Genomic DNA, 20,237 nt, shown 5'->3' with positions numbered 1-20,237 from the left:
GGGGGCCGTCGGCGCCATCAGGAAACGAACCATTGACTGATGGCACGATCCGTGGTGGCATGCATCACAGACGCAGTCCCGCGTACGACGAGGAGTCCGGCATGGAAGCGCTCAGTGATGTGACCCGTTCCGACGACGGGATCGACGAGGTGTCGCAGCGACTTCTGGCGTCGGCCGCGCGGTTGTCGCGCAATGCACTGACGGAGATCGACTGGGAGGCGCCGCTCGACCCGGGCAAGTACGGCTGCAGCCCGGAATGGTCGACGCTGTACGGCACCGCGTACTGGGACGAGATGACCGAGCAGCAGCGGATCGCCCTCACGAGGCACGAGACAGCCTCGATCATGAGCATCGGCATTTGGTTCGAGATGATGCTGCAGGAGATGGTGATCCGCGACCAGTACCTCGGGGACTATCACCGGCCGGAGTTCCAGTTCGCGCTGACCGAGGTCGCCGACGAGTGCCGGCACTCGCTGATGTTCGCCAAGACGTCGTACAAGCTGACCGGGACCAGCTATACGCCGCACCCGCGTCTGGGTCGCTTCGGCAAGCTGTTCATGCGGGTTGCCGGCAGCGAAGTCGCCTACGCCGGAATCCTTGCCGCGGAGGAGGTCCTGGACGTGCTGCAGCGCGGGTGCATGCGCGACGACCGGGTGCTGCCGCTCGTGCGGACCGTCAACGAGATCCACGTCCTGGAAGAATCCCGGCACATGCGATTTGCTCGCGAAGAGGTCCGCCAGTCGATGCAGGACGCCAATTGGCTTCGACGACAGTTCAGTTCGGTGATCACCGCGATGGCAGTGTCGTACATCCTGGTCAGTCTCGTCCGTCCCAAGGCCTACGCCGACGCCGGCTTGGACCACCGTCGCGCCGTGGGGGAGATGCGCCGCAACCACCACTTCCAATCGATGGTCCGCTCGGGCTGCGCGCACCTGATGGGTTTTCTCGACGACGTCGGCCTGCTCACCCGGCCCGCGGCGCGCATCTACCGCAAGGTGCACATGCTCTGACGGCGCGACGAGACCGTCTACTCGACGTTGTCCACGGTCTCGTCGGCGTGCTCGAGAACGCCCGCACCGCCTTCGGCGAGTTGGGCGCGTGAGGTGTCCTTCAGTGCGACTCCCGATCGTCCGAGTTCGCGGGCGCCGTCGACGAGGGATGCGGTGATGGCGGCCGCGGTCGTGTAGTCGAGCCCGTCGGGCGGGTGGATGTTGGAGATGCAGTTCCGGTCGGCATCGCTGCGCCCCGGCCGGGGGAGGTGGGTGAGGTAGATCCCCAGACTGTCCGCGACCGACAGACCGGGACGTTCGCCGATGATCACGATGATCGTCTGCGCGCCGAGGGTTTCGCCGATGTGATCACCCAGGGCGACCCGGGCCTGGGTGGCGATCACCGGGGGCGCGATCGAGAACCGCGAGCCCAACTCGTCGATGAGCGCCGCGAGCAGTCCGCGTCCGTGGTCGACGAGCGCGCGCGGCGACAGACCGTCGGCGAGCACGATCCCGACGTCCGAGCCGGTCTCGGGCAGATGTGAGAGGTCGTCGGGCTGCCGTCCGAGGTCGGGTCGTCGTAGATACTCACCGCGGGACCCGGCTCTGCTGGAGACGTGCAACGCCGGCTCGATGTCGACGTCGCTGATCTGCTCGGTGAGGGCGGCGACGTCGAGTGGTTCGTGAACGGCATCGCGGGCGGCGGAGTGGGCGGCCTTGAACTCGAGCACCCGCCGCGACGGGAGCGAGTTCCCCGCCCGGCCGAGTCCGATGCGCGCCTGTGTGGTCTGTCGCAACTCGGCCCAGGGGTCCTGCGCCGGCCGGGAGGAGGCGTTCATCGGGCCACGGTCAGTGATCGCAGGGGTGAGGTGTCCAGATCGACGGGCAGGATGCGTCCGTCGGGGTCGACCATGCCGAGCCCGGCGAGCCAGGTCTCGAACTCCGGGGCAGGGCGAAGGCCCAGTGCGCGGCGAACATACAGCGCGTCGTGGAACGACAGGCTCTGGTAGCCGAGCATGACATCGTCGGCGCCCGGGACCGCGATGACGAAGGCCGCCCCGGCAACGCCGAGCAGGGTCAGCAGAGTGTCCATGTCGTCCTGGTCTGCTTCGGCGTGATTGGTGTAGCAGACGTCCACGCCCATGGGGAGGCCGAGGATCTTGCCGCAGAAGTGGTCCTCGAGGCCGGCCCGGATGATCTGCTTTCCGTCGTAGAGGTACTCGGGCCCGATGAATCCGACGACCGTGTTGACGAGCAGGGGTTCGAGGATGCGGGCCACTGCGTAGGCGCGCGCCTCCAGGGTCTGCTGATCGACGGGTTTGCCGCCGGTCCCCAGGTGAGCGTTCGCGGAGAGCGCCGACCCCTGCCCGGTTTCGAGATACATGAGGTTGTCGCCCACCGTGCCGCGATGCAGCGACCGTGCGGCCTCGTTGGCTTCGCGCAGGATCGAGATGTCGATCCCGAAGCTGCTGTTGGCCTTCTCGGTTCCGGCGATGGACTGGAACACGAGGTCGACCGGCACGCCTTGGTCGACCATCTCGATCGTGGTGGTGACGTGGGACAGGACGCAGGACTGCATCGGAATTCCGAAGCGTTGCCGTATGTCGTCGAGCAGGTGCAGCAGGTCGGAGGTGGCGTGAGGTGAGTCGGTTGCCGGGTTGATCCCGATGACCGCGTCCCCGCACCCCATCAGCAGTCCGTCCAGGGTTGCTGCGGCGATGCCGCGGGGATCGTCGGTGGGGTGGTTGGGCTGTAGGCGGGTGGAGATGCGTCCGGGCAGTCCGACGGTCGTGCGGAATGCTGCGGAGACCGTTGCTGCCGACGCGGCCAGGATCAAGTCCTGGTTGCGCATGATCTTCGACACCGCGGCAACCATCTCTGGTGTCAGTCCCGGTGCGACCGCGGCGATTCGGGCGGCGCTGTCCTTCCGGACCGCGGTTTCCAGGAACCAGTCTCGAAGGCCGCCGACGGTGAGGTGTGCGACCGCCTGGAACGCGCGGCGGTCGTGGGTGTCGATGATCAGTCTGGTGACTTCGTCTGTCTCGTAGGGAACGACGGGATTCTCGAGGAAGGTCGTCAGCGGGAGGTCGGCGAGTTGCCATGCCGCAGCTGCACGTTCGGCATCGGACTCGGCGGCGCACCCGGCGAGTTCGTCGCCGGAGCGACGGGGGGTGGCCTTGGCCATCAGATCGACCAGCCCGTCGAATGTGTATGTCGTGCCCGAGATGGTCTGGGTGTAGCTCATCGGAGATCCTCCTCGGCTTCGGCGAGGGCGGCGAACTCCTCGTCAGGAGAGTTGGCCACCAGGTGATGGCGGCTGTACAGCGCGAAGTACAGCATGAACAAGGCGAACACACCGAGGCAGCACAATGCTGCGACCACGTCGACCAGGAACGTCGCGATGACGGCGATCAGTGCGACGACGAGGGCGAAGCCGGTGGTGACGACGCCACCGGGGGTGCGGTAGGGGCGATTCATGTCGGGTTCCCGCCGCCGCAGGATGATGTGACTGACCATCATCAGCACGTAGCTCGACGCCGCGCCGAAAACGGCCATGTTCAGCAGCAGGTCACCTTTCCCGGTCAGCGACAACAGGAAACCGATGATGCCGGGCACGATCAGCGCCAGGGTCGGCGCCTTGCGCTTGTTGGTCACCGACAACACGGGCGGCAGATAACCCGCGCGCGAGAGCGCGAACAACTGTCGCGAGTATGCGTAGATGATCGAGAAGAAGCTCGCGATCAGCCCGGCCAGTCCGATGTAGTTGACCACCTTGGCCATCGACGAATCCCCGAGTGCCTCGACGAGCGGATTGCCCGACTCCGACATCGGCCCTGCGCCACCCGCTCCGGTGGTGAGGAACAGCACGGTCACGCAGGTGACGAGCAGAACGCTGATCGCGGCGATGATGCCCCGCGGCACGTTGCGTTCGGGATCGGCGGCCTCCTCGGCTGCGAGCGGCACGCCCTCGATGGCCAGGAAGAACCAGATCGCGAACGGAATCGCCGCCCAGATGCCGAGGTAACCGAACGGCAGGAACGATGACGCCCCGGCTGCGTCGGTCGGTGCGATGTCGGTGAGATTGCCGACCTCGAAGTGCCCGATCGCGGTGATCGCGAAGATCACCAGGCCGATCAGCGCAATCGCGGTGATCGCGAACATCACCTTCAATGCCTCACCGGCGCCCGACAGGTGAATCCCGATGAAGATCGCATAGACGGCCAGATAGACCCACCAACCGTCGGTGATCCCGAACAGGTTCAACGATTCGACGTAGGCGCCGATGAACGTGGCAATCGCGGCCGGTGCGATCGAGTACTCGATCAAAATCGCTGTGCCCGTGGCGAAGCCGCCCCATGGACCGAGGGCGCGGCGCGCGAACGTGTAACCGCCACCGGCCGCGGGGAGGGCCGAGGACAGTTCTGCCATTCCCAGCACCAGGCACAGGTACATGGCCGCGATCACCACCGCGGCGATCGCGAGCCCGCCGAAACCGCCCTGTGCCAGTCCGAAATTCCACCCCGAGTAGTCGCCGGAGACCACGTAACTCACGCCCAGGCCGGCGAGCAACAACCACCCCGCGGTCCCGCCCTTGAGCTGGCGTCTTGCCAGATAGTCCGAAGACTCCGAATGGCTGTCCGCACCCCCTGCGTGGTGCGCGCTCGCCGAATCGTCGATGGCCATGATGGCCTCCCTTTACTCAGGGGCCAGCCACTCGGCGCTCCGGGCAACACTGGTCCAAGAAAATGTGACGCCCGACACTAAGTCGCGCAACGTTGCAACCGAGTTGGCCAGGTTGATCACCTACCCGACCGGCCAGGTCGATCGGCCTGCGCACCCTGCCCGCGCCACGGCGGGCCGCAGGGCCCACCTGTTCTGACGGACCAGGGTCGACGGTGCCGTGGATCAGGAATCGTGACGCGGGGGAGTGATGATCGCGGCGTTGACCAACGACAGCAGGTCCTCGACCCCGGTGCCGTCGGGCAGCTCGGTGGCGAAGTCGGTCTCCAGCGAGGCCAGCCCGTGCGCCATCGCGAAGGTCGCGATCGCGATGAGATTGCCGGGCACTCCGCCGCCCCAGCCGTCATCCGCGGCGTCGGAGACCGTGCGCATGTGGAGTTCCCACGCCCGTGCCCGGGCCGCGACCAGCTCCGGGGCTTTGTTGTCGACCAGGCGTGAACCCATCATCAGGCCGACCGCGGCGCGGTGGTCGCGCGCGAACCGGACGTAGACCTGGCCCAGAGTGGCCACCGCCTCTCCGAGCGGCGCATTGCCGGGCAGCTGTTCGAGCGCACGGGTGTGCTCGGCGTGCAGGGTGTCGAACCCCTGCACGGCCACCGCCGTGAACAGCGCACGGCGATCGGCGAAGTGGTGGGCCACCGACTGATGGGTGATTCCCACGCGGCGAGCGATGGCGCGCAGGCTCGCCTTCTCCGGACCGGCCTCGTCGAGCTCGGCGACGGCCGCGACGAGCAGCGCCTCCCGGACCTCGGGTGTGGTCCGGCGTCGGATCGGGCAAGCCGGCTTCTGCATGTCCGCGATTATGTCCCACCCATGCGGGTGAGTTGGCGGACTCGAGCCGCCGGGGCACGTGCTCGAGGCACGTCTCGGACCCCTCACTGCCGCCACGATCCGTTAGGTTAGGATGCGCTAACTGGCAGGGTTGGGGTTGACCGGTGCCGCTCTCGGCAGCGCCGATTCGTGAAAGGGCTTGTTGCATGCGTGCGTCCGTGGTTCGACGTGGAGTGGTGCTGGCGGCGGCGATCGTCGTGGGTTTGGCGGGGTGCTCGTCTCAGTCGGACGGCGAGGACGACTCTGCTGCCGGTGGCGGAACGCAGAGTGTGGAGCATGCCCGCGGCACGGCAGACGTTCCGACGAATCCGCAGCGGGTCGTCGTGCTCGAGCCGGTGGAACTGGATACCGCGGTCGCGCTCGGGGTGACGCCGGTGGGCGCCGCGGTGGCCAGCAACGTGGCGGGGATTCCGAAGTATCTGGGCGTCGATGGGGTGGAGCCGGTCGGAACGGTGCCGGAACCCGATCTGGAATCGATCGCCGCCTTGAAGCCGGACCTGATCCTGGGTACCGAGTCTCGTCATTCCAAGTTGTACGACCAGCTCGAGTCGATCGCGCCGACGGTCTTCATGGCGTCGCAGGCGGACCCCTGGCAGGAGAACGTCCTCCTGGTCGGGCAGGCGTTGGGCCGCAAGGACAAAGCGCAGGAGATGCTGAACGGCTTCAACGAGCGGTGCGCCCAGATCAAGGACACCTATGACGTCGAGGGCGAGACAGCGAATCTGATCCGGCCGCGCGACGAGACGACACTGAGCCTGTACGGACCGATCAGCTTCGCCGGCGGGACCCTGCAGTGTGTGGGGTACACGATCCCCGGCCGCGAATGGGAAGACGGTCTGCAGGCCGACATCTCGCCGGAGAACATCCGGCAGGCGGTGGCCGACGACGTGTTCATCACGACGAGTGATGTCGACGACCCGTCGACGATCCCTGCTGCCATCACCCAGAACCGGGCTGCGTTTCCGTCGGTGACATTGGTGGACACCAGCTATTGGATCTCGGGAGTCGGGCTCAAGGGCGGCGCACTTGTTCTCGACGACATCGAGCGGTTTCTCCAGAAACCCTGATGTCGTCGTTGATCGACGCACCCGCCGGCACCGGCAGCGAGAACGCGGCGTCCGAACGGATGCTGCGGGCCTTGCCGACGCCGATCGGCCTGATGGGTGTGGCGCTTCTTCTCATTGTCGCGGTGGCGATGTCGCTGATGATCGGGTCGAACTCGATCACACCGGCAGCGGTGCTCGAGGTTCTCCGGGGTGGCGGTTCGCCCGAGGCGCGGTACGTGGTCATGGAGCTGCGGATCCCGCGTACGGCCGTCGGCCTGGTGGTGGGGGCGGCACTCGGCGCCGCCGGCGCGTTGATCCAGGCGTTCACCCGTAATCCGCTCGCCGACCCGGGCATCCTGGGAGTCAACGCGGGCGCTGCGTTCGCGGTTGCGGTCGGAGTGGCGTTCTTCGGGTTGCAGAGCATTCTCACCTCGGTCTGGCTGGCGCTTCTGGGGGCGCTGGTGGTCACGCTCGGGGTGTATGTCATCGGTTCGTCGGGCCGCGGTTCGGCCGACCCGGTGCGCCTCACCCTTGCCGGCGTGGCGCTGGGCGCGGTGTTCTCCGGCATGACCACGGGTATGACGCTGAGCAATCCGGATGCCTTCGAGCACATGCGTTCGTGGAATGCGGGCTCGCTGGTCGGTCGCGGGCTGGATGTGCTGGCCCCGACCGTGCCGCTCGTCGCGGTCGCCTTGCTCGCGGCGTTCGTGCTGGCCGCCGGGTTGAATGCGCTCGCGCTGGGCGAGGATGTCGCGCGGGCGCAGGGGGCGAACGTGCGCGCCCTCCGCATCGGCGTCATCGCGTCGGTGACGGTTCTGGCAGGCACCGCTACCGCGCTCGCCGGGCCGATCGCCTTTGTGGGACTGATGGTTCCGCATGTGGCGCGGTGGTTGTTCGGGGTGGACCAGCGCAGGATCCTGGCGGCGTCGGTGGTCCTGGCGCCGGTGCTCGTCCTCCTCTCCGACGTGCTGGGGCGAATCCTCATCTCGCCGGCGGAGATTCCGGTCGGCATCGTCACGGCGTTCGTCGGGGCGCCGGTACTGATCCTGTTGGTTCGGCGGCAGAAAGCGAGCACGCTGTCATGACCGGCACCGGGTTGATCGACGTCGGCTACCGACGGCGGGTGATCGGCGTCGGTCCGTACGCGGTGCCGGTGCGGGCGCGCAGCGTGGCCGTGGGTGTCGGCCTCGGTCTCGCCGTCGTCGTCCTCGGTGTCGTCGCACTCGGGCTGGGAACCTATCCGTTGTCGCCACTTGCCGTCGTCGAGACCCTGCTGGGCGGGGGCGACGCGCTCGATCGCACCGTGGTCTTCGAATGGCGACTGGCACGCACCCTTGCCGCGATCATTCTCGGCGCACTACTGGCGGTGGCCGGTGCGATCTTCCAGACGGTGACCCGGAACCCGTTGGCCAGTCCGGACATTCTGGGTCTGTCCAACGGGGCGTTCACCGGCATGCTCGTCACCGTTGTGGTGTTCTCGGCGAGCTGGTCGCAGATCACAGCCGGAGCGGTCGTCGGTGGTGTGGTGACCGCCGCAGTCATCTGGATGCTCGCCTACAAGGGCGGATTGCAGGGTTTCCGCCTCATCGTCACCGGCATCGGGGTGGCGGCGATGCTGGCGTCGCTCAACACGTGGATGCTCCTCGAGGTCGAGCTGGACACCGCGATGTTCGCCTCCGCCTGGGGCGCGGGGAGCCTGAACGGTGTCACCGCAACGCCTTTGATCGGCGCCGTAGGCGTGGCGATCGTCCCGGTGATGGTGCTGGCGGTCCTGACGCCGCGGCTGCGGCAGCTCGACCTCGGTGACGACGTGGCCGCGGCCACCGGGGCCCGCCCCGCCCTCGTTCGCACAGTGGTACTGCTCAGCGCCGTCACACTTGTGTCAGCGGGGACCGCGGTCATCGGGCCGGTCGCCTTCATCGCCCTCGCGGCCCCGCAGATCGCACGACGACTGTCCGCGACTCCGTATCTGTCGCTGACGGTATCGGCGCTCGTGGGGGCACTGTTGCTGTTGGCGTCCGATGTGATCGCCCAGCACGTTCTGCCCGTGACGCTGCCCGTCGGGGTGGTCACCGTCTCGGTGGGAGGCATCTACCTCGTCGCCATGATCATCCAGGAGATCCGTCGTCGTGCCTGACAAACACTCACCCACATCCGGCAACCTGCCCCGCACGTCGACGGAGGGCTCCGTGCGGTTGCGCGCCGACGACGTGACCCTCGGCTACGACGGCAAGACCATCATCGCCGGGCTGAGTGCGTCGATCCCGGACCGGTCGTTCACCGTGATCATCGGCCCGAACGCGTGTGGCAAATCCACACTTCTCCGTGGCCTGTCACGACTTCTCGCGCCCACGTCCGGGCAGGTGATCCTCGACGGCAAGGCGATCTCGAGCCGGCCGGCGAAAGACGTGGCGCGGCGCCTCGGTCTGCTCCCACAGTCCGCGATCGCGCCGGACGGGATCACCGTCGCCGATCTCGTTGCGCGGGGGCGATATCCGCACCAGGGTCTGCTGCGGCAATGGAGCAGTGCCGATGAGCAGGCGGTCCTCGACGCGCTCGAGGCCACGGGGACTGTCGATCTCGCCCCGCGACGCGTCGACGAGCTCTCCGGCGGGCAACGCCAACGCATCTGGGTGGCCATGGTGTTGGCCCAGGAGACCGATCTTCTCCTCCTGGATGAGCCGACAACATTTCTCGACATCGCCCACCAGGTGGAGCTCATGGAGTTGTTCGCGCATCTCAACCGCCAGGGACGTACCGTCATCTCGGTCCTGCACGACCTCAATCACGCAGCCCGGTACGCCGATCACATCATCGCCATGCGGGAGGGTGAGATCCTCGCCGCAGGCCCACCCGCGGAGGTGGTCACCAGCCAACGGGTCGAAGAAATCTATGACCTGCCCAATGTCGTCATCGCCGATCCCATCACCGGCGGGCCCCTCGTCGTACCCCGTCCGATGCCCGTCGGATCCATCCCGCACGAGGAGACAGCACAATGACGCAGTCGATCGAATCGACCCGACCGTGGGAGTACAGCGCGTTCCCGGTGACAGTCTCTGCCACACAACGGATCTCGCCGAACTTCATCCGCGTCACCCTGCTCGACCCGTCGCTGGGGAATTTCGCTCCCTGGGGCCTCGACCAACGCATCAAGCTCGTCCTGCCCATGGTCGACGGCACCGAACCCGACTTCGGACTCCTCGAGAACCCGACCCCGCACCCGAAGCAGTGGTACACCCGTTGGAAGGAGCTCCCGGCGGACCGCAGGAACGAGCTGCGGACTTACACCCCGTCGGCGATCCGTCCCGACCAGGGTGAGATCGATGTCGACGTGTTCGTCCACGAGCCGGCCGGGCCGGCTTCGCGGTGGGCTCTGACCTGTTCGGCCGGCGACCGTCTCGTGATCACCGGGCCGGACGTCCGGGTCGGGCGCACCGGGTATGGAATTCACTACCAGCCACCTCACGCACCTGATCGGTTGCTCCTGATCGGTGATGAATCCGCGATGCCGGCGATCGGCAACATCATTGCCGCCACGCCGCCCACCACCCGCACGGATGTGTTGCTCGAACTCGCCGACCCACTCGACGACATCGTCGGCGCGGGTCATCCGCACGCTCGGATACAGCACGTCACCCGCGGGCCCGACACGGGCCGACGGCTCGAAGAAGCGGTGCGGGACTGGGGTGCTCGGCATGCGGGCGACTTCCGGGACACGCTCCCGGCCGCCTATGCCTGGATCGCCGGTGAATCGACCACGACGACCCGGATTCGTCGGTACCTCACACACGAACTCGGCATGGACAAGAATCACGTCGCGTTCCTCGGATACTGGAAACTCGGTGGGCCGCTGGTCGGATGAGTGGCGGGGTCGAGAACCAGATCGCCTCGCCGACCCTCCGAGTCACCGTCCCATGGAGTAGAACTCGTCGTTGGGTGCGACCGCCGTCAGGTGTGCGAGACGGTTGGATGCGGCGAAGAACGCCGTGATCGCACCGATGTCCCAGATCTCGTCGTCGGTGAGCCCCGCTGACCGAGCCCGGGCCATGTCACTGTCCGCGAACAGTTCCGGTGTCCTGGTGAGGGCGAGACTGAGATCGACGATCGCGCGCTGCCGACCATCCAGGTTCGCGCCCGCCGGGTTGGTTGCGACATGATCGGACAGGTGTGAGTCCTTGGACCGCACACGCAGAATGGCGCCATGGGCGACGACGCAGTAGATGCACCGGTTCGCTCCGGACGAGGCGACCACGACCAGTTCGCGCTCGGCTTTCGACAGTGGCCCGGGTTGGTCCATCAGGACGTCGTGGTAGTCCAAGAAGGCTCGCAACTCGTTTGGTCGGTGCCCCAGTGCGCGGAAGATGTTGGGGACGAAACCCGACTTCGACACGATGGGTTCGATCCGTTCACGAAGGTCAGGTGGCAGGTCGGCAAGCTCGGTCAGGGGAAACCGACTCGTACTCATGGGCAACGCCTTCCGTCACAGGGGCAGACTCTGTTCGCTGCGCGACAAGCCAATGCTCGCGCCTGGTGACGTGACTCACCACCCCCGGAAGGAGGGGCGAAACCTTGCCAACGATCGATGTCACATATAGAGTCCCTGCCACTGGCAGTCTGAGTGTGGTCAGACCAGGGAAAGTCCAGGTCGAACCGCACGAGGGCTGATGTCGATGGGGGTCCGATGAAGAAATCCGGTGCACGTGGCGGCTCGCTGTGGATCGTTCTGGTGGTCATTGCCGTGATGGCGGTGTCGGCGTTCTATGTGGGCAAACTGCGTTTGAGTGAGATCCCGGACCGGGCGATCGGGCACTCACCCCCGGCGCCGCAGGCGGGCGTCGTGCGCGACAAGTCGATCGAGTACGTGGTGACCGGCCCGGCGGGATCATCCGCGCGGGTGTCCTACATCGAGCCCAGTGGGCGGGTCGTCGACGACAAGGTGTCCGTTCCGTGGCGGGTGGTGCTCCGAACGCGGGAACTGACGACATCCGTCGGGGTCCTGACCCAGTCATCGGGCCGCGGAACGGTGTCATGTGCGGTGCGGGTCAACGGATTCGAGCGCGCGCGGCAAGCCGGGTCGGGCGCCGACGGCAGCACGGTCGCCAACTGTCTGGTTCCGGTGGCGTAGATGAGCACCGACGACGGGGAACGGCAGATGGCCACCACACGCGGTCGGCTCGCGCGCCTTCGGCACGGGCTCTTCGAGGAGGTCCGGCGACCCGTGCACCACGAGGTGCTCCGTGACGGGGCATCGTCGCGTCCCCGGTTCGCGCGCTTCCTGTACGCCTGTTCGATCCCGGTCATCGCCATCTGGCTGCTCATCGCCGGTGGTCTCAACATCGTTGTACCGCAGCTGGAATCGACGGTCACCGAACACGCCCAGTCCTTCCTGCCCGACGAGGCGTCGTCGGTGCAGGCGCTGGTCAAGATGGGCGAGTACTTCGGCGGCGGGGGCAGCAACAACTTCGTCTACGTCCTGATGGAGGGTGACGAACCGCTGGGACCGGAAGCCCGCACCTACTACAACGAACTCCTGGCCGAGCTGACCGCGGACACCGAACACGTGAACTCCGCGATGGACCTGTGGTCGAATCCCGATCTCGCCCCGGCGGCGCAGAGTTCCGACGGTCATGTCGCCTATGTGCTGGTCAACCTCGCCGGCAACATGGGCACGGCGCTGGCCATGGAGTCGACCCAGTCCGCGCGCGACACGATCGCCGCGTCGACGCCGCCACCCGGCATCGACGTTCACGTCACCGGACCGTCGGCCGTCGTCAACGACGAGATGGTGGCCATCAACGACTCCATCATCCTGCTGGTGTCGGTGTGCGCGTTGCTGGTCGGCGCCGTGCTGCTGCTCGTCTACCGATCTGTGGTCACCGCGATGGTCCCCCTGTTGGGCGTGGGACTGGCCCTGGCGGTGGCCCGCGCGACCATCTCCTTCCTGGCCGAGAACGAGGTCATCAAGGTGTCGATCTTCGCCGCGGCGCTGTCGGCGGTGATCGTCCTGGGCGCAGGCACCAACTACGGGATCTTCCTGGTGGGCCGCTATCAAGAGGCCCGACGTAAGGGGCGCGACCGGGAGGACGCCTATTACGACGCGCTGGCCGGTGTGCAGCACATCGTCGTCGCATCGGCGCTGACCGTCGCGGGTGCGATGGCCTGCCTGGCGGCAACCCGACTCGCCATGTTCAGCACGTCGGGATTGCCCTGCACCATAGCAATTCTCATCACCCTCGCCGCTGCACTCACCCTCGGGCCGGCGGTCCTCGCGGTCGCGACCCGACTGGGTTTCGTGGAACCCCGGGAGTCGGCCTCACCGCGACGCTGGCGCCGCATCGGCACCACCGTCGCACGCTGGCCGGGTCCGGTACTCGCGGCGGCGCTCACCGTTCTCGCGGTCATGATCCTTCCGCTCGCCATGTACGCGCCGAGCTACAACGAACGCCGCGCGCAACCGGCGGACTCGCCCGCGAACGTGGGATTCGCTGCGGCAGACAGACATCTACCGCCCAACATCATGGCGCCGAGCGTACTCATCGTCGAATCCGACCACGACATGCGCAACTCGGCGGATCTGATCGCACTCGCGCAGATGACCGACGCGGTCGCCTCGATCGACGGTGTGAACGCGGTCCAGGGCATCACCCGCCCCCTCGGGCAGACCCTCGATCAGGGCACCCTCACCTCGCAGGCCGGGTACATCGGGAACCGCTTCGGGCAGATGACATCGCTTCTGCGCGATCGGATCACCGATCTCGACGCGATCGGCGCAACGGTCGACCGCCTGGACACCGCCATCGACGGCGTCGACGCCGCGCTGCGGCAAGGGGCGGCCGGCGCGGGGTCGCTGTCCGACGCCACCACGCAACTGCAGCAGACCAGCGACTCGACGCTGGCCAAGGTCGACGAACTCTCGGCGGGGATCGCACCGATGCGCGGGCTGGTCCGGTCGATCCCGCAGTGTGGGGATGTCGCCGCGTGCCGCACCGCCCTGACCGGGCTGTCCGTTCTCGACGACGTTCCCGCCCTCCGCGAATCGGTCCGGGATCTAGCCGACGGCACGCGGTCCCTGAGTGGCGCCTTGCCCACCGCCACCGAGCAGATCCCGACGCTGCGCGCCACGGTCACACAGATCCGCGACCTGATCGGGCCGTTGCGCACGACCCTGGGGGCTCTCCTCCCGCAGGTGGGTGAGATCACCGACTTTCTCGACGAGGTCAGTGGCGCGTACTCGGCGGGCAGTCCCGCTGCCGGCGGATTCTTCCTTCCGAGCCAGGCGTTGGAGAGCCCGCTCTTCCAGAGCGGAATCCCGTACTACTTCTCCGACGACGGCAAGGCGACGCGGATGATCGTCACCCCGCAGCGTGAGGGATTCAGCCGTGACGCGATGGACGTGAGCGCGCACGTCATCCCGACTGCCCTGGGCGCGATCAAGGACACGTCCCTGGCCGGATCCACCGTCAGCATCGGCGGCCCCGGCGGGACCCTGCTGAACATCGAGTCGTTCGCGCACGAGGACTTCATCGCCATCGTCGTCGCCGCCTTCGCCTTCGTGTTCTGCGTCGTCCTGTTCCTGCTGCGCAGTCTGGTGGCGGCGCTCGCCGTGATCGGGACCGTCGGCCTGTCGTACCTGTCGGCAATGGGGGTGTCGGTGTTCCTGTGGCAGGGCATCATCGGCAATCCACTGCACTGGTCGGTCGCGCCGATCGCGTTCACCTTCCTGGTGGCCGTCGGCGCCGACTACAACATGCTGCTGGTCAGCCGCTTTCGGGAGGAGTACGGGGCCGGCGGCGGCACCGGACTGATTCGCGCCATGGTCGGCACGGGAAGTGTTGTCACGCAGGCAGGTCTGACGTTCGGGATCACGATGCTGGCCATGCTCGCCAGCTACGCCCACAATGTCGCGCAGATCGGCACGACCGTCGCCATCGGACTCCTGATCGACACTCTCATCGTGCGGACCCTGGTCATGCCGGCGATCGCACGTCTCTCCGGCCGGTGGTTCTGGTGGCCGACGCCGTTCGTGTCGCTACCTGCGCGACGGACCCGCCTGGAACCCGAACTCGACGAGCAGATGAGTCCGACCGTCGCGCAACGGCTCTGACGGTCGTTCGGATCCCGACCCGCTACTGCACCGGTTCGATGCGTAGCGAGCTGATGTGGCCGCCGGCGTCGACCGTGAACCGGTTGGCCAGATCCACTCTGCCGCCGGGGAAGTCGCCTTCGATGCGCTGGATGGCGATGACGGCGTCGCCGTCGCGCTCGATACGCATCAGTGTGGCCGTGTACGTGAACGCGTCGGCGACAGCCGCGCGCCACGAGGCGATCGCGGCACGCCCGTCGTAAGTGTGTCCGTCGTCGACGACGGTGGCGAACTCGGCGAACAGCGCGGAGATCTGGGTCGGATCTGTGCTCGGTGTCGCGTCGAGGTATGTCTCGACGGCCGGCGGGAGCGAGGGGATGGAAACCATCGTGATGATGCCTTTCGTTCGGTAGCTCGCGTCTCGTGTTCTTCTTCCGAACCCACACACTGGCCGTTCCCCCAAGGGGAAGGTCAAGCGCGGTCCATGAAGTCACCGACGAGTTGAGCTTCCCCCTGGGGGAAGGGGGAGGATGGCGAGGTGCCCAGCATGATGACCATCGGTGACTTCAGCCGAGCCACCCGTCTCAGCGCGAAAGCGTTGCGGTTCTACCACCGCGTCGGTCTGCTCGAGCCGGCTCGCATCGATGCCGCCACTCAGTATCGCTACTACACACCCGAGCAGATCGACGACGCACGTGTGATCCACCACCTCCGGTCACTCGACATGCCGGTCGAGGAGGTGCGCTGTGCGCTGACAGCGCCCTCCGCAGCTGCCAAGAACGAGATCATCGCCGATCATCTGCGTCGGATGGAGCAACGTCTCGCGGAGACGCAGTCCGCGGTGGAATCGCTGCGCCGACTGTTGACGGACTCGGCGCCCACGTCGGCGCCGATCGAGCGCCGTGTGGTCCCGGCAGTATCGGTCCTCGTCATTCGCGACACGATCGACCTGGTAGATCTCGGCGGATGGTTCACTAAGGCCAACGAGGACCTGGACGACGAGCTCGAGCGTTCGGCGCTCTCCGCTCAGGGACCTCGGGGTGGCCTGTGGTCGACGGAGCTGTTCCTCGACGAGCGCGGCGACTGCGCCGTCTTCTGGCCGGTGTCACCGACAGCCGCCGCAACGGGCGGCGGACGCGTGCGACGGGAGGTCCTGCCGCCGGTTCACATGGCTGTCGCCACTCACCACGGCGACGACGCGACCATCGGTGATGTCTACGCCGACCTCGGGGCCTACGTCAGCGAGCACGGGATCGGTGCGCCCGGGCCGGTCAGGGAGACGTATGTCGACGGCATCCCGGGCCAGAGCGGGACAACCGAGATCGCGTGGCCGGTCCACAGCTGACCCCGGTGGCGACAGGCCGCGGGTTTCACGGCCGTCGTCGAGGGGCACGCGGTGGACACAACCCGACGACAGGAGCCCGGCACATGAGTCACAAGCCTCCCAAGGACGTCCAGGAAGCAGCCCAGCGCGCGGTTCGATGGATCGACGACGGCAAGGCGGGCAAGGGATTCACCGACACCGGCCGCCATCGGGCCCACCAGTTGGCCGAGGGCAAGGACGTCGACGACGAGCAGATCCGCAAGATGCGCAACTACTTCTCCCGCCACGAGGTGGACAAGGACGCCACCGGGTTCAGCAACGGCGAGGACGGTTTTCCCTCGGCCGGACGTGTGGCCTGGGATGCATGGGGTGGCGACCCCGGACGCCGATGGGCGAACTCGCAGAAGATCGAGGGGGAGTGACCCAGGCCGCCAGGAGGACTCGGTGAAGATCACGGTGTTGGGGGCGCCGAGTAGTGCCGGTGCCTACTGCGTGGGCGTCGAACGTGCGCCCACCGCATTGCGGGATGCCGGCCTCATCGAGCAGCTGGCTGCCACCGGCGCGGAGGTCGTCGACGCGGGAGATCTCACGACCCGGTTGTGGTTTCCCGACCGGGAGAGCCCGTTCGCGCAGAACCTGGGTGACGAGACAGATGCACTCGAGGAACTCTCCGCAGCTGCTGCCGGCTTGCTCGCAGCCGGGCAGCGTCTGCTCGTGCTCGGCGGCAGCTGCACGGCTGCACCCGTCGGACCTGGTCTACCTCGGAGTGGATGTGACTCGGGAGACCACTCGGTGGGAACGCGATCAGGTTGCCGAGCTGGGACTCCCGATCGTCGATCAGCGAACGCTCTGCGACGACCCCGGAGATGCGGCCCGCACCGCCCGCAGCACTCTCGCCCCCGGTCCGTTCGTGGTGCACCTCGACGTCGACGTGCTCGACTTCCTGGACGCGCCGATCGCCGAGAACGTGAACGGACGCAACAGTGGCCCGACCATCGCGATCCTCGAACAGGCCCTGGTCACGCTGCTGCGAGACCCTGAGTGTCGGGGGATGTCGATCGGGCAGCTGGACCCCGCGCACGCCGCGGCGGATCGAACTGCGATACCGAGGCTCGTGTCGGCACTCGTGTCGGCACTGACCTTCACCTGAGCGGCCCGGGTCGGATCGGTGAGCCGGTCAGCCCAACGCGTCCACTCCCAGTACCGCGGCAGCGGCGTTGCGGCCCGGGATGCCGCTGACCCCGCCGCCGCGTCGAGCACCCGCCCCGCACAACAACACTCGCGGATGCGGGGTCTCGACGCCCCACTGGCCGACTTCGGCGGCGGTCTCGGCCCATGGCCACTGCAACGGCCGGTGGAAGATGTGCCCGCCGGGGAGTCCGATGGTGTCTTCGAGGTCTTGCGGCGTCTTCACCTCGATGCACGGACGACCGTTCAGGTCATGCGCGATGACCGACTGAACGGGTTCTCCGAGTACGGAGTTCAACGACGCGAAGGTTGCACCGACGGCGTGTTCGACGGCACCGGGTTCGTCGAACACCTCGGGCGGCATGTGCAGACCGAAGAGGGTCAGCGTGTGCTTGCCGGCCAGCTCCGGTCCCAGGATCGACGGATCGCTGAGGGTGTGGCAGTAGATCTCGCAGGGTGGGAGATCCGGCACCTCACCACGATTCGCCTGCCGCCACGCATCGCCTAGTTGGGTTGCGGTCTGGTTGATGTGGAACGTTCCGGCGAAGGCCGCCGCCGGCGAGACCGACCCGTCGCGGAGTCGCGGCAACCGGTCGAGCAGCAGATTGATCTTGAGCTGTGCACCCCGAACGTCGGGCTCGCAGGGGATCGGCACCCCGTCGAGAAACGTGTTGAAGACCTGCGGCGCGCACGCCGCATAGAGCATCGACCCGCGAAAGGTCCCGTTCGTCGTCTCGACGGTGCCGTCGTCGGGATCGACACCGGTGATCTCGACTCCCGTCACGAAGTCGGCGCCCGCCGAGTTCGCCGCCTGATACAGCGCTCCCGACACCGCGCCCATGCCGCCGACCGGCACATCCCAGTCCCCGGTTCCGCCGCCGATGACGTGGTAGAGGAAGCAGATGTTCTGGCGCAGGGACGGATCGTCGAGGTCGGCGAAGGTGCCGATGAGTCCGTCGGTCGCTGCGATGCCGCGGACGAGATCGTCGTCGAAGTACTGGCGCAGGAGCGTGCCCAGCGGCAGCGTCGTGAGCGCTTCCCACAGTTCGGCGGTCGAGGTGTCGGTGGTGAGCCCGTCTCGGCCGACGACGAGGTCGTGCATCTCGGCCGCGGTGCGTAGGGGTTGGGTCATGGTCGGGAACACGCGGTCGGCGACCACGCCGAGCCGACGGTAGAACGACCGCCATGCGGTGAAGCCGACGTCGGACCCGGTCACCTCCCGGAACGTCGCGGCCGTCGCGTCGTCGTCGAGGGTGTCGACCAGGATTCCGCGCGCCGGGTCCGAGGGCACCGGTGTGTACGACGAATAGCGTCGGCGGACGAGCGAGATGTCGAGGTCGAGGTCGGCGATGACCGCGCGCGGCATCAGCGAGACCAGGTAGGAGTACCGCGACAACCGCGCGGACAGACCGGCGAACGGTGTCGCGGACACGGTGGCGCCGCCGACGTGGTCCGCTTTCTCCAGGACCAGCACGCGGCGTCCGGCGCGGGCGAGGTACGCGGCGGCGGTCAGGCCGTTGTGGCCCGCGCCGATCACGATGTCGTCATACGACGAGTCGTCTGCGATGCCCATCGGTCCAGCGTTCCAGATCGACACACGACGCAGGATGCGGTTGTCGACATATCCTGATGCGGTGGACATCCCCTCGGTCGAGCTCAGCAACGGAAACTCGATCCCCCTGGTGGGGCTCGGCACCTACAACATGCTCGGCCGGCCGTGTGTGAGCGCCGTTGGGTCGGCCATCAAATCCGGCTACCGCCTCCTCGACACCGCGCCGCGGTACAGCAACGAGCTGAGCGTCGGAATGGGCCTGCACGGCACCGGTGTCCCCCGCGAGGACATCGTGGTGCAGACCAAGTTGGGTGGCGGCGACCAGGGTTTCGACGAGGCGATCAACGCCGCCAAAGAGAGCGCCCGGCGGCTGGGCGTCGCCCACATCGACGTCTACCTCATCCACTGGCCGTGCCCGAGCCTCGGCCGCACCGTCGACTCGTGGAAGGCCTTGCTGACGCTGGCCGACGAGGGATATGTCCGCACGCCGGGCGTGTCGAACTTCAAGCAGCATCACCTCCAGATGCTGTTCGACGAGACTGGGCGGTGGCCGGTGCTCAACCAGATCCAGTGCTCGCCGGTCCTGCCGCGCACCGAACTGCGAGAGTTCATGGCCGAGAAAGGCATTCACGCACAGGCATGGCATCCGACGGGCCGCAAGGAGGGGCTGCTCGCCGATCCGGTCATCCTCCGCATCGCGCGCAAGTACGGCAAGTCGCCGACCCAGATCGCGTTGCGGTGGTCGGTGCAGAACGGCATCAGCGTGGTTCCGAAGTCGTCGCACACCGGGCGACAGCTCGAGAACGCCGACCTCTTCGATTTTGCTCTCGACGACGCGGATCTCGCCGAACTCGCCACCCTCGACCGCGGCGAACGTGCCGCCCGCGACTCCGACGTCGACGAGGAGTTCTGACCCGCCTCGGCTAGGGTGTCAGCGTGTCTCGACCCGATCCCGGTGACCACGACGAGAACGCCGTCGGCGCTGACCACCATCTCCACGACGCCGATCACCCGCGTCACGAGGACTTCGCCACCCGGCATGCGCCGATGCCGATGGAGTTGCCGCTCGACGACGAAGAGGCATCGACCGACGTCGACCTGAAAACCCAGCTCATCCGGTTCGTCATCACGGGCGCGGGCTCAGCCGTCCTCGACTACGCCCTCACCATGTTCCTGCAGTACGTCGTCGGAGTGCCGGGGGGTGTGGCGAAGGCGGGCGGGTTCATCCTCGGCACCACCACGGCGTATCTCATCAACCGTCGCTGGACCTTCCGTGCCGAGCCGAGCACCGCGCGGTTCATCGCCGTTGTGTGCCTCTACCTCGTGACCTTCGTGGTGAACGTCGGGTTGTACGGCTGGTTGTCGCACCTGTGGGAGGAGACGGCCCTCTACTCCGCGATCGCCTTCGTCATCGCCCAGGGCACCGCGACCGTGATCAACTTCGTCGTCCAGCGGATGGTCATCTTCAAGATCCGCTGACCGA

Annotated in this window: 20 protein-coding genes; 13 read left to right on the top strand and 7 right to left on the bottom strand. The window is 67.1% G+C overall.

Annotated features, from left to right (window positions below):
* The first annotated feature begins 101 nt into the window (after positions 1-101).
* Positions 102-1,010 carry an AurF N-oxygenase family protein gene (locus ABIC25_RS11970; protein WP_004021841.1) on the top strand — a complete coding sequence of 303 codons (909 nt, stop codon included), beginning with the start codon at positions 102-104 and terminating at the stop codon, positions 1,008-1,010.
* 17 nt (positions 1,011-1,027) lie between these two features.
* Here the strand turns inward: ABIC25_RS11970 and eutC are convergent, their stop codons facing one another.
* The 4 genes from eutC to ABIC25_RS11950 form a co-directional block, all read right to left on the bottom strand.
* Positions 1,028-1,828: an ethanolamine ammonia-lyase subunit EutC gene (gene eutC, locus ABIC25_RS11965; RefSeq protein WP_354561565.1), complete on the bottom strand. Its 801-nt coding sequence runs from the start codon at positions 1,826-1,828 to the stop codon at positions 1,028-1,030.
* Positions 1,825-3,234 (bottom strand): ethanolamine ammonia-lyase subunit EutB, encoded by a 1,410-nt coding sequence (locus tag ABIC25_RS11960; protein WP_354561564.1) that lies wholly within the window; start codon positions 3,232-3,234, stop codon positions 1,825-1,827. Before ABIC25_RS11960 ends, eutC begins: the two co-directional genes overlap by 4 nt.
* A complete protein-coding gene (gene eat / locus ABIC25_RS11955) occupies positions 3,231-4,673 on the bottom strand; it encodes an ethanolamine permease (protein WP_354561563.1) in 1,443 nt (480 codons plus the stop codon). Before eat ends, ABIC25_RS11960 begins: the two co-directional genes overlap by 4 nt.
* Before the next feature lie 222 nt (positions 4,674-4,895).
* Positions 4,896-5,522: a TetR/AcrR family transcriptional regulator gene (locus ABIC25_RS11950; protein ID WP_239402137.1), complete on the bottom strand. Its 627-nt coding sequence runs from the start codon at positions 5,520-5,522 to the stop codon at positions 4,896-4,898.
* Between the two features lie 185 nt (positions 5,523-5,707).
* Between ABIC25_RS11950 and ABIC25_RS11945 the strand changes: the two genes are divergently transcribed.
* Genes ABIC25_RS11945 through ABIC25_RS11925 form a run of 5 tightly spaced genes read left to right on the top strand, consistent with a single transcriptional unit; the run spans position 5,708 to position 10,469 of the window.
* Positions 5,708-6,628, top strand: a complete 921-nt coding sequence (locus ABIC25_RS11945; RefSeq protein ID WP_354561562.1) for an ABC transporter substrate-binding protein — start codon at positions 5,708-5,710, stop codon at positions 6,626-6,628.
* The gene (locus ABIC25_RS11940; protein WP_354561561.1) at positions 6,628-7,692 is read left to right on the top strand and encodes an iron chelate uptake ABC transporter family permease subunit; all 1,065 of its coding nucleotides are present in this window, start codon (positions 6,628-6,630) and stop codon (positions 7,690-7,692) included. The genes ABIC25_RS11945 and ABIC25_RS11940 overlap by 1 nt, the downstream gene beginning before the upstream one ends.
* Positions 7,689-8,744 carry a FecCD family ABC transporter permease gene (locus ABIC25_RS11935; RefSeq protein ID WP_354561560.1) on the top strand — a complete coding sequence of 352 codons (1,056 nt, stop codon included), beginning with the start codon at positions 7,689-7,691 and terminating at the stop codon, positions 8,742-8,744. Before ABIC25_RS11940 ends, ABIC25_RS11935 begins: the two co-directional genes overlap by 4 nt.
* Entirely contained in the window at positions 8,737-9,606 is an 870-nt protein-coding gene (locus ABIC25_RS11930; protein ID WP_435529069.1) for an ABC transporter ATP-binding protein, read from the top strand. The genes ABIC25_RS11935 and ABIC25_RS11930 overlap by 8 nt, the downstream gene beginning before the upstream one ends.
* Positions 9,603-10,469: a siderophore-interacting protein gene (locus ABIC25_RS11925; protein ID WP_354561559.1), complete on the top strand. Its 867-nt coding sequence runs from the start codon at positions 9,603-9,605 to the stop codon at positions 10,467-10,469. The genes ABIC25_RS11930 and ABIC25_RS11925 overlap by 4 nt, the downstream gene beginning before the upstream one ends.
* Positions 10,470-10,511: 42 nt before the next feature.
* On the opposite strand, the gene ABIC25_RS11920 is transcribed toward ABIC25_RS11925, so the two are convergent.
* The gene (locus ABIC25_RS11920) at positions 10,512-11,072 is read right to left on the bottom strand and encodes a peroxidase-related enzyme (RefSeq protein WP_354561558.1); all 561 of its coding nucleotides are present in this window, start codon (positions 11,070-11,072) and stop codon (positions 10,512-10,514) included.
* 216 nt (positions 11,073-11,288) lie between these two features.
* Here ABIC25_RS11920 and ABIC25_RS11915 point away from each other — a divergent pair, with 216 nt between their 5' ends.
* On the top strand, positions 11,289-11,732 hold the full coding sequence (locus ABIC25_RS11915) for an MmpS family transport accessory protein (protein WP_004021830.1): 444 nt from the start codon (positions 11,289-11,291) through the stop codon (positions 11,730-11,732).
* Positions 11,733-14,711, top strand: coding sequence for an MMPL/RND family transporter (locus ABIC25_RS11910; RefSeq protein WP_435529070.1), 2,979 nt, complete (start codon positions 11,733-11,735; stop codon positions 14,709-14,711).
* A gap of 22 nt (positions 14,712-14,733) precedes the next feature.
* On the opposite strand, the gene ABIC25_RS11905 is transcribed toward ABIC25_RS11910, so the two are convergent.
* Positions 14,734-15,078: a nuclear transport factor 2 family protein gene (locus ABIC25_RS11905; RefSeq protein WP_354561556.1), complete on the bottom strand. Its 345-nt coding sequence runs from the start codon at positions 15,076-15,078 to the stop codon at positions 14,734-14,736.
* Between the two features lie 159 nt (positions 15,079-15,237).
* On the opposite strand from ABIC25_RS11905, the gene ABIC25_RS11900 reads away from it, so the two are divergent.
* The 3 genes from ABIC25_RS11900 to ABIC25_RS11890 all read left to right on the top strand — a co-directional run bounded on the left by ABIC25_RS11900 (position 15,238) and on the right by ABIC25_RS11890 (position 17,055).
* Positions 15,238-16,035 carry a MerR family transcriptional regulator gene (locus tag ABIC25_RS11900; protein WP_354561555.1) on the top strand — a complete coding sequence of 266 codons (798 nt, stop codon included), beginning with the start codon at positions 15,238-15,240 and terminating at the stop codon, positions 16,033-16,035.
* An 83-nt stretch (positions 16,036-16,118) separates the two neighbouring features.
* Positions 16,119-16,436 carry a hypothetical protein gene (locus ABIC25_RS11895; RefSeq protein WP_004021827.1) on the top strand — a complete coding sequence of 106 codons (318 nt, stop codon included), beginning with the start codon at positions 16,119-16,121 and terminating at the stop codon, positions 16,434-16,436.
* A complete protein-coding gene (locus tag ABIC25_RS11890; protein ID WP_354561554.1) occupies positions 16,375-17,055 on the top strand; it encodes an arginase family protein in 681 nt (226 codons plus the stop codon). Before ABIC25_RS11895 ends, ABIC25_RS11890 begins: the two co-directional genes overlap by 62 nt.
* A gap of 136 nt (positions 17,056-17,191) precedes the next feature.
* Here the strand turns inward: ABIC25_RS11890 and ABIC25_RS11885 are convergent, their stop codons facing one another.
* Positions 17,192-18,775, bottom strand: a complete 1,584-nt coding sequence (locus ABIC25_RS11885) for a phytoene desaturase family protein (protein ID WP_354561553.1) — start codon at positions 18,773-18,775, stop codon at positions 17,192-17,194.
* Between the two features lie 61 nt (positions 18,776-18,836).
* On the opposite strand from ABIC25_RS11885, the gene ABIC25_RS11880 reads away from it, so the two are divergent.
* Both ABIC25_RS11880 and ABIC25_RS11875 read left to right on the top strand, forming a co-directional pair.
* Positions 18,837-19,667: an aldo/keto reductase gene (locus ABIC25_RS11880; RefSeq protein ID WP_101820644.1), complete on the top strand. Its 831-nt coding sequence runs from the start codon at positions 18,837-18,839 to the stop codon at positions 19,665-19,667.
* Positions 19,668-19,690: 23 nt separating this feature from the next.
* Positions 19,691-20,233 carry a GtrA family protein gene (locus ABIC25_RS11875; protein WP_004021823.1) on the top strand — a complete coding sequence of 181 codons (543 nt, stop codon included), beginning with the start codon at positions 19,691-19,693 and terminating at the stop codon, positions 20,231-20,233.
* The last annotated feature ends 4 nt before the right edge of the window (positions 20,234-20,237 follow it).

This window comes from Gordonia sp. PvP123 (genome assembly GCF_040547295.1).
Taxonomy (GTDB): domain Bacteria; phylum Actinomycetota; class Actinomycetes; order Mycobacteriales; family Mycobacteriaceae; genus Gordonia; species Gordonia terrae.
Note: the sequence above shows the minus strand (reverse complement) of the source record. Positions and strands in the feature narration are given on the sequence as shown.

Bases quoted from the DNA above. Each gene is read 5' to 3' on its own strand.
- ABIC25_RS11970 (WP_004021841.1), top strand. From the start codon at position 102: ATGGAAGCGCTCAGTGATGTGACCCGTTCCGACGACGGGATCGACGAG.
- eutC (WP_354561565.1), bottom strand. From the start codon at position 1,828: ATGAACGCCTCCTCCCGGCCGGCGCAGGACCCCTGGGCCGAGTTGCGA.
- ABIC25_RS11960 (WP_354561564.1), bottom strand. From the start codon at position 3,234: ATGAGCTACACCCAGACCATCTCGGGCACGACATACACATTCGACGGG.
- eat (WP_354561563.1), bottom strand. From the start codon at position 4,673: ATGGCCATCGACGATTCGGCGAGCGCGCACCACGCAGGGGGTGCGGAC.
- ABIC25_RS11950 (WP_239402137.1), bottom strand. From the start codon at position 5,522: ATGCAGAAGCCGGCTTGCCCGATCCGACGCCGGACCACACCCGAGGTC.
- ABIC25_RS11945 (WP_354561562.1), top strand. From the start codon at position 5,708: ATGCGTGCGTCCGTGGTTCGACGTGGAGTGGTGCTGGCGGCGGCGATC.
- ABIC25_RS11940 (WP_354561561.1), top strand. From the start codon at position 6,628: ATGTCGTCGTTGATCGACGCACCCGCCGGCACCGGCAGCGAGAACGCG.
- ABIC25_RS11935 (WP_354561560.1), top strand. From the start codon at position 7,689: ATGACCGGCACCGGGTTGATCGACGTCGGCTACCGACGGCGGGTGATC.
- ABIC25_RS11925 (WP_354561559.1), top strand. From the start codon at position 9,603: ATGACGCAGTCGATCGAATCGACCCGACCGTGGGAGTACAGCGCGTTC.
- ABIC25_RS11920 (WP_354561558.1), bottom strand. From the start codon at position 11,072: ATGAGTACGAGTCGGTTTCCCCTGACCGAGCTTGCCGACCTGCCACCT.
- ABIC25_RS11915 (WP_004021830.1), top strand. From the start codon at position 11,289: ATGAAGAAATCCGGTGCACGTGGCGGCTCGCTGTGGATCGTTCTGGTG.
- ABIC25_RS11910 (WP_435529070.1), top strand. From the start codon at position 11,733: ATGAGCACCGACGACGGGGAACGGCAGATGGCCACCACACGCGGTCGG.
- ABIC25_RS11905 (WP_354561556.1), bottom strand. From the start codon at position 15,078: ATGGTTTCCATCCCCTCGCTCCCGCCGGCCGTCGAGACATACCTCGAC.
- ABIC25_RS11900 (WP_354561555.1), top strand. From the start codon at position 15,238: ATGATGACCATCGGTGACTTCAGCCGAGCCACCCGTCTCAGCGCGAAA.
- ABIC25_RS11895 (WP_004021827.1), top strand. From the start codon at position 16,119: ATGAGTCACAAGCCTCCCAAGGACGTCCAGGAAGCAGCCCAGCGCGCG.
- ABIC25_RS11890 (WP_354561554.1), top strand. From the start codon at position 16,375: ATGCATGGGGTGGCGACCCCGGACGCCGATGGGCGAACTCGCAGAAGA.
- ABIC25_RS11885 (WP_354561553.1), bottom strand. From the start codon at position 18,775: ATGGGCATCGCAGACGACTCGTCGTATGACGACATCGTGATCGGCGCG.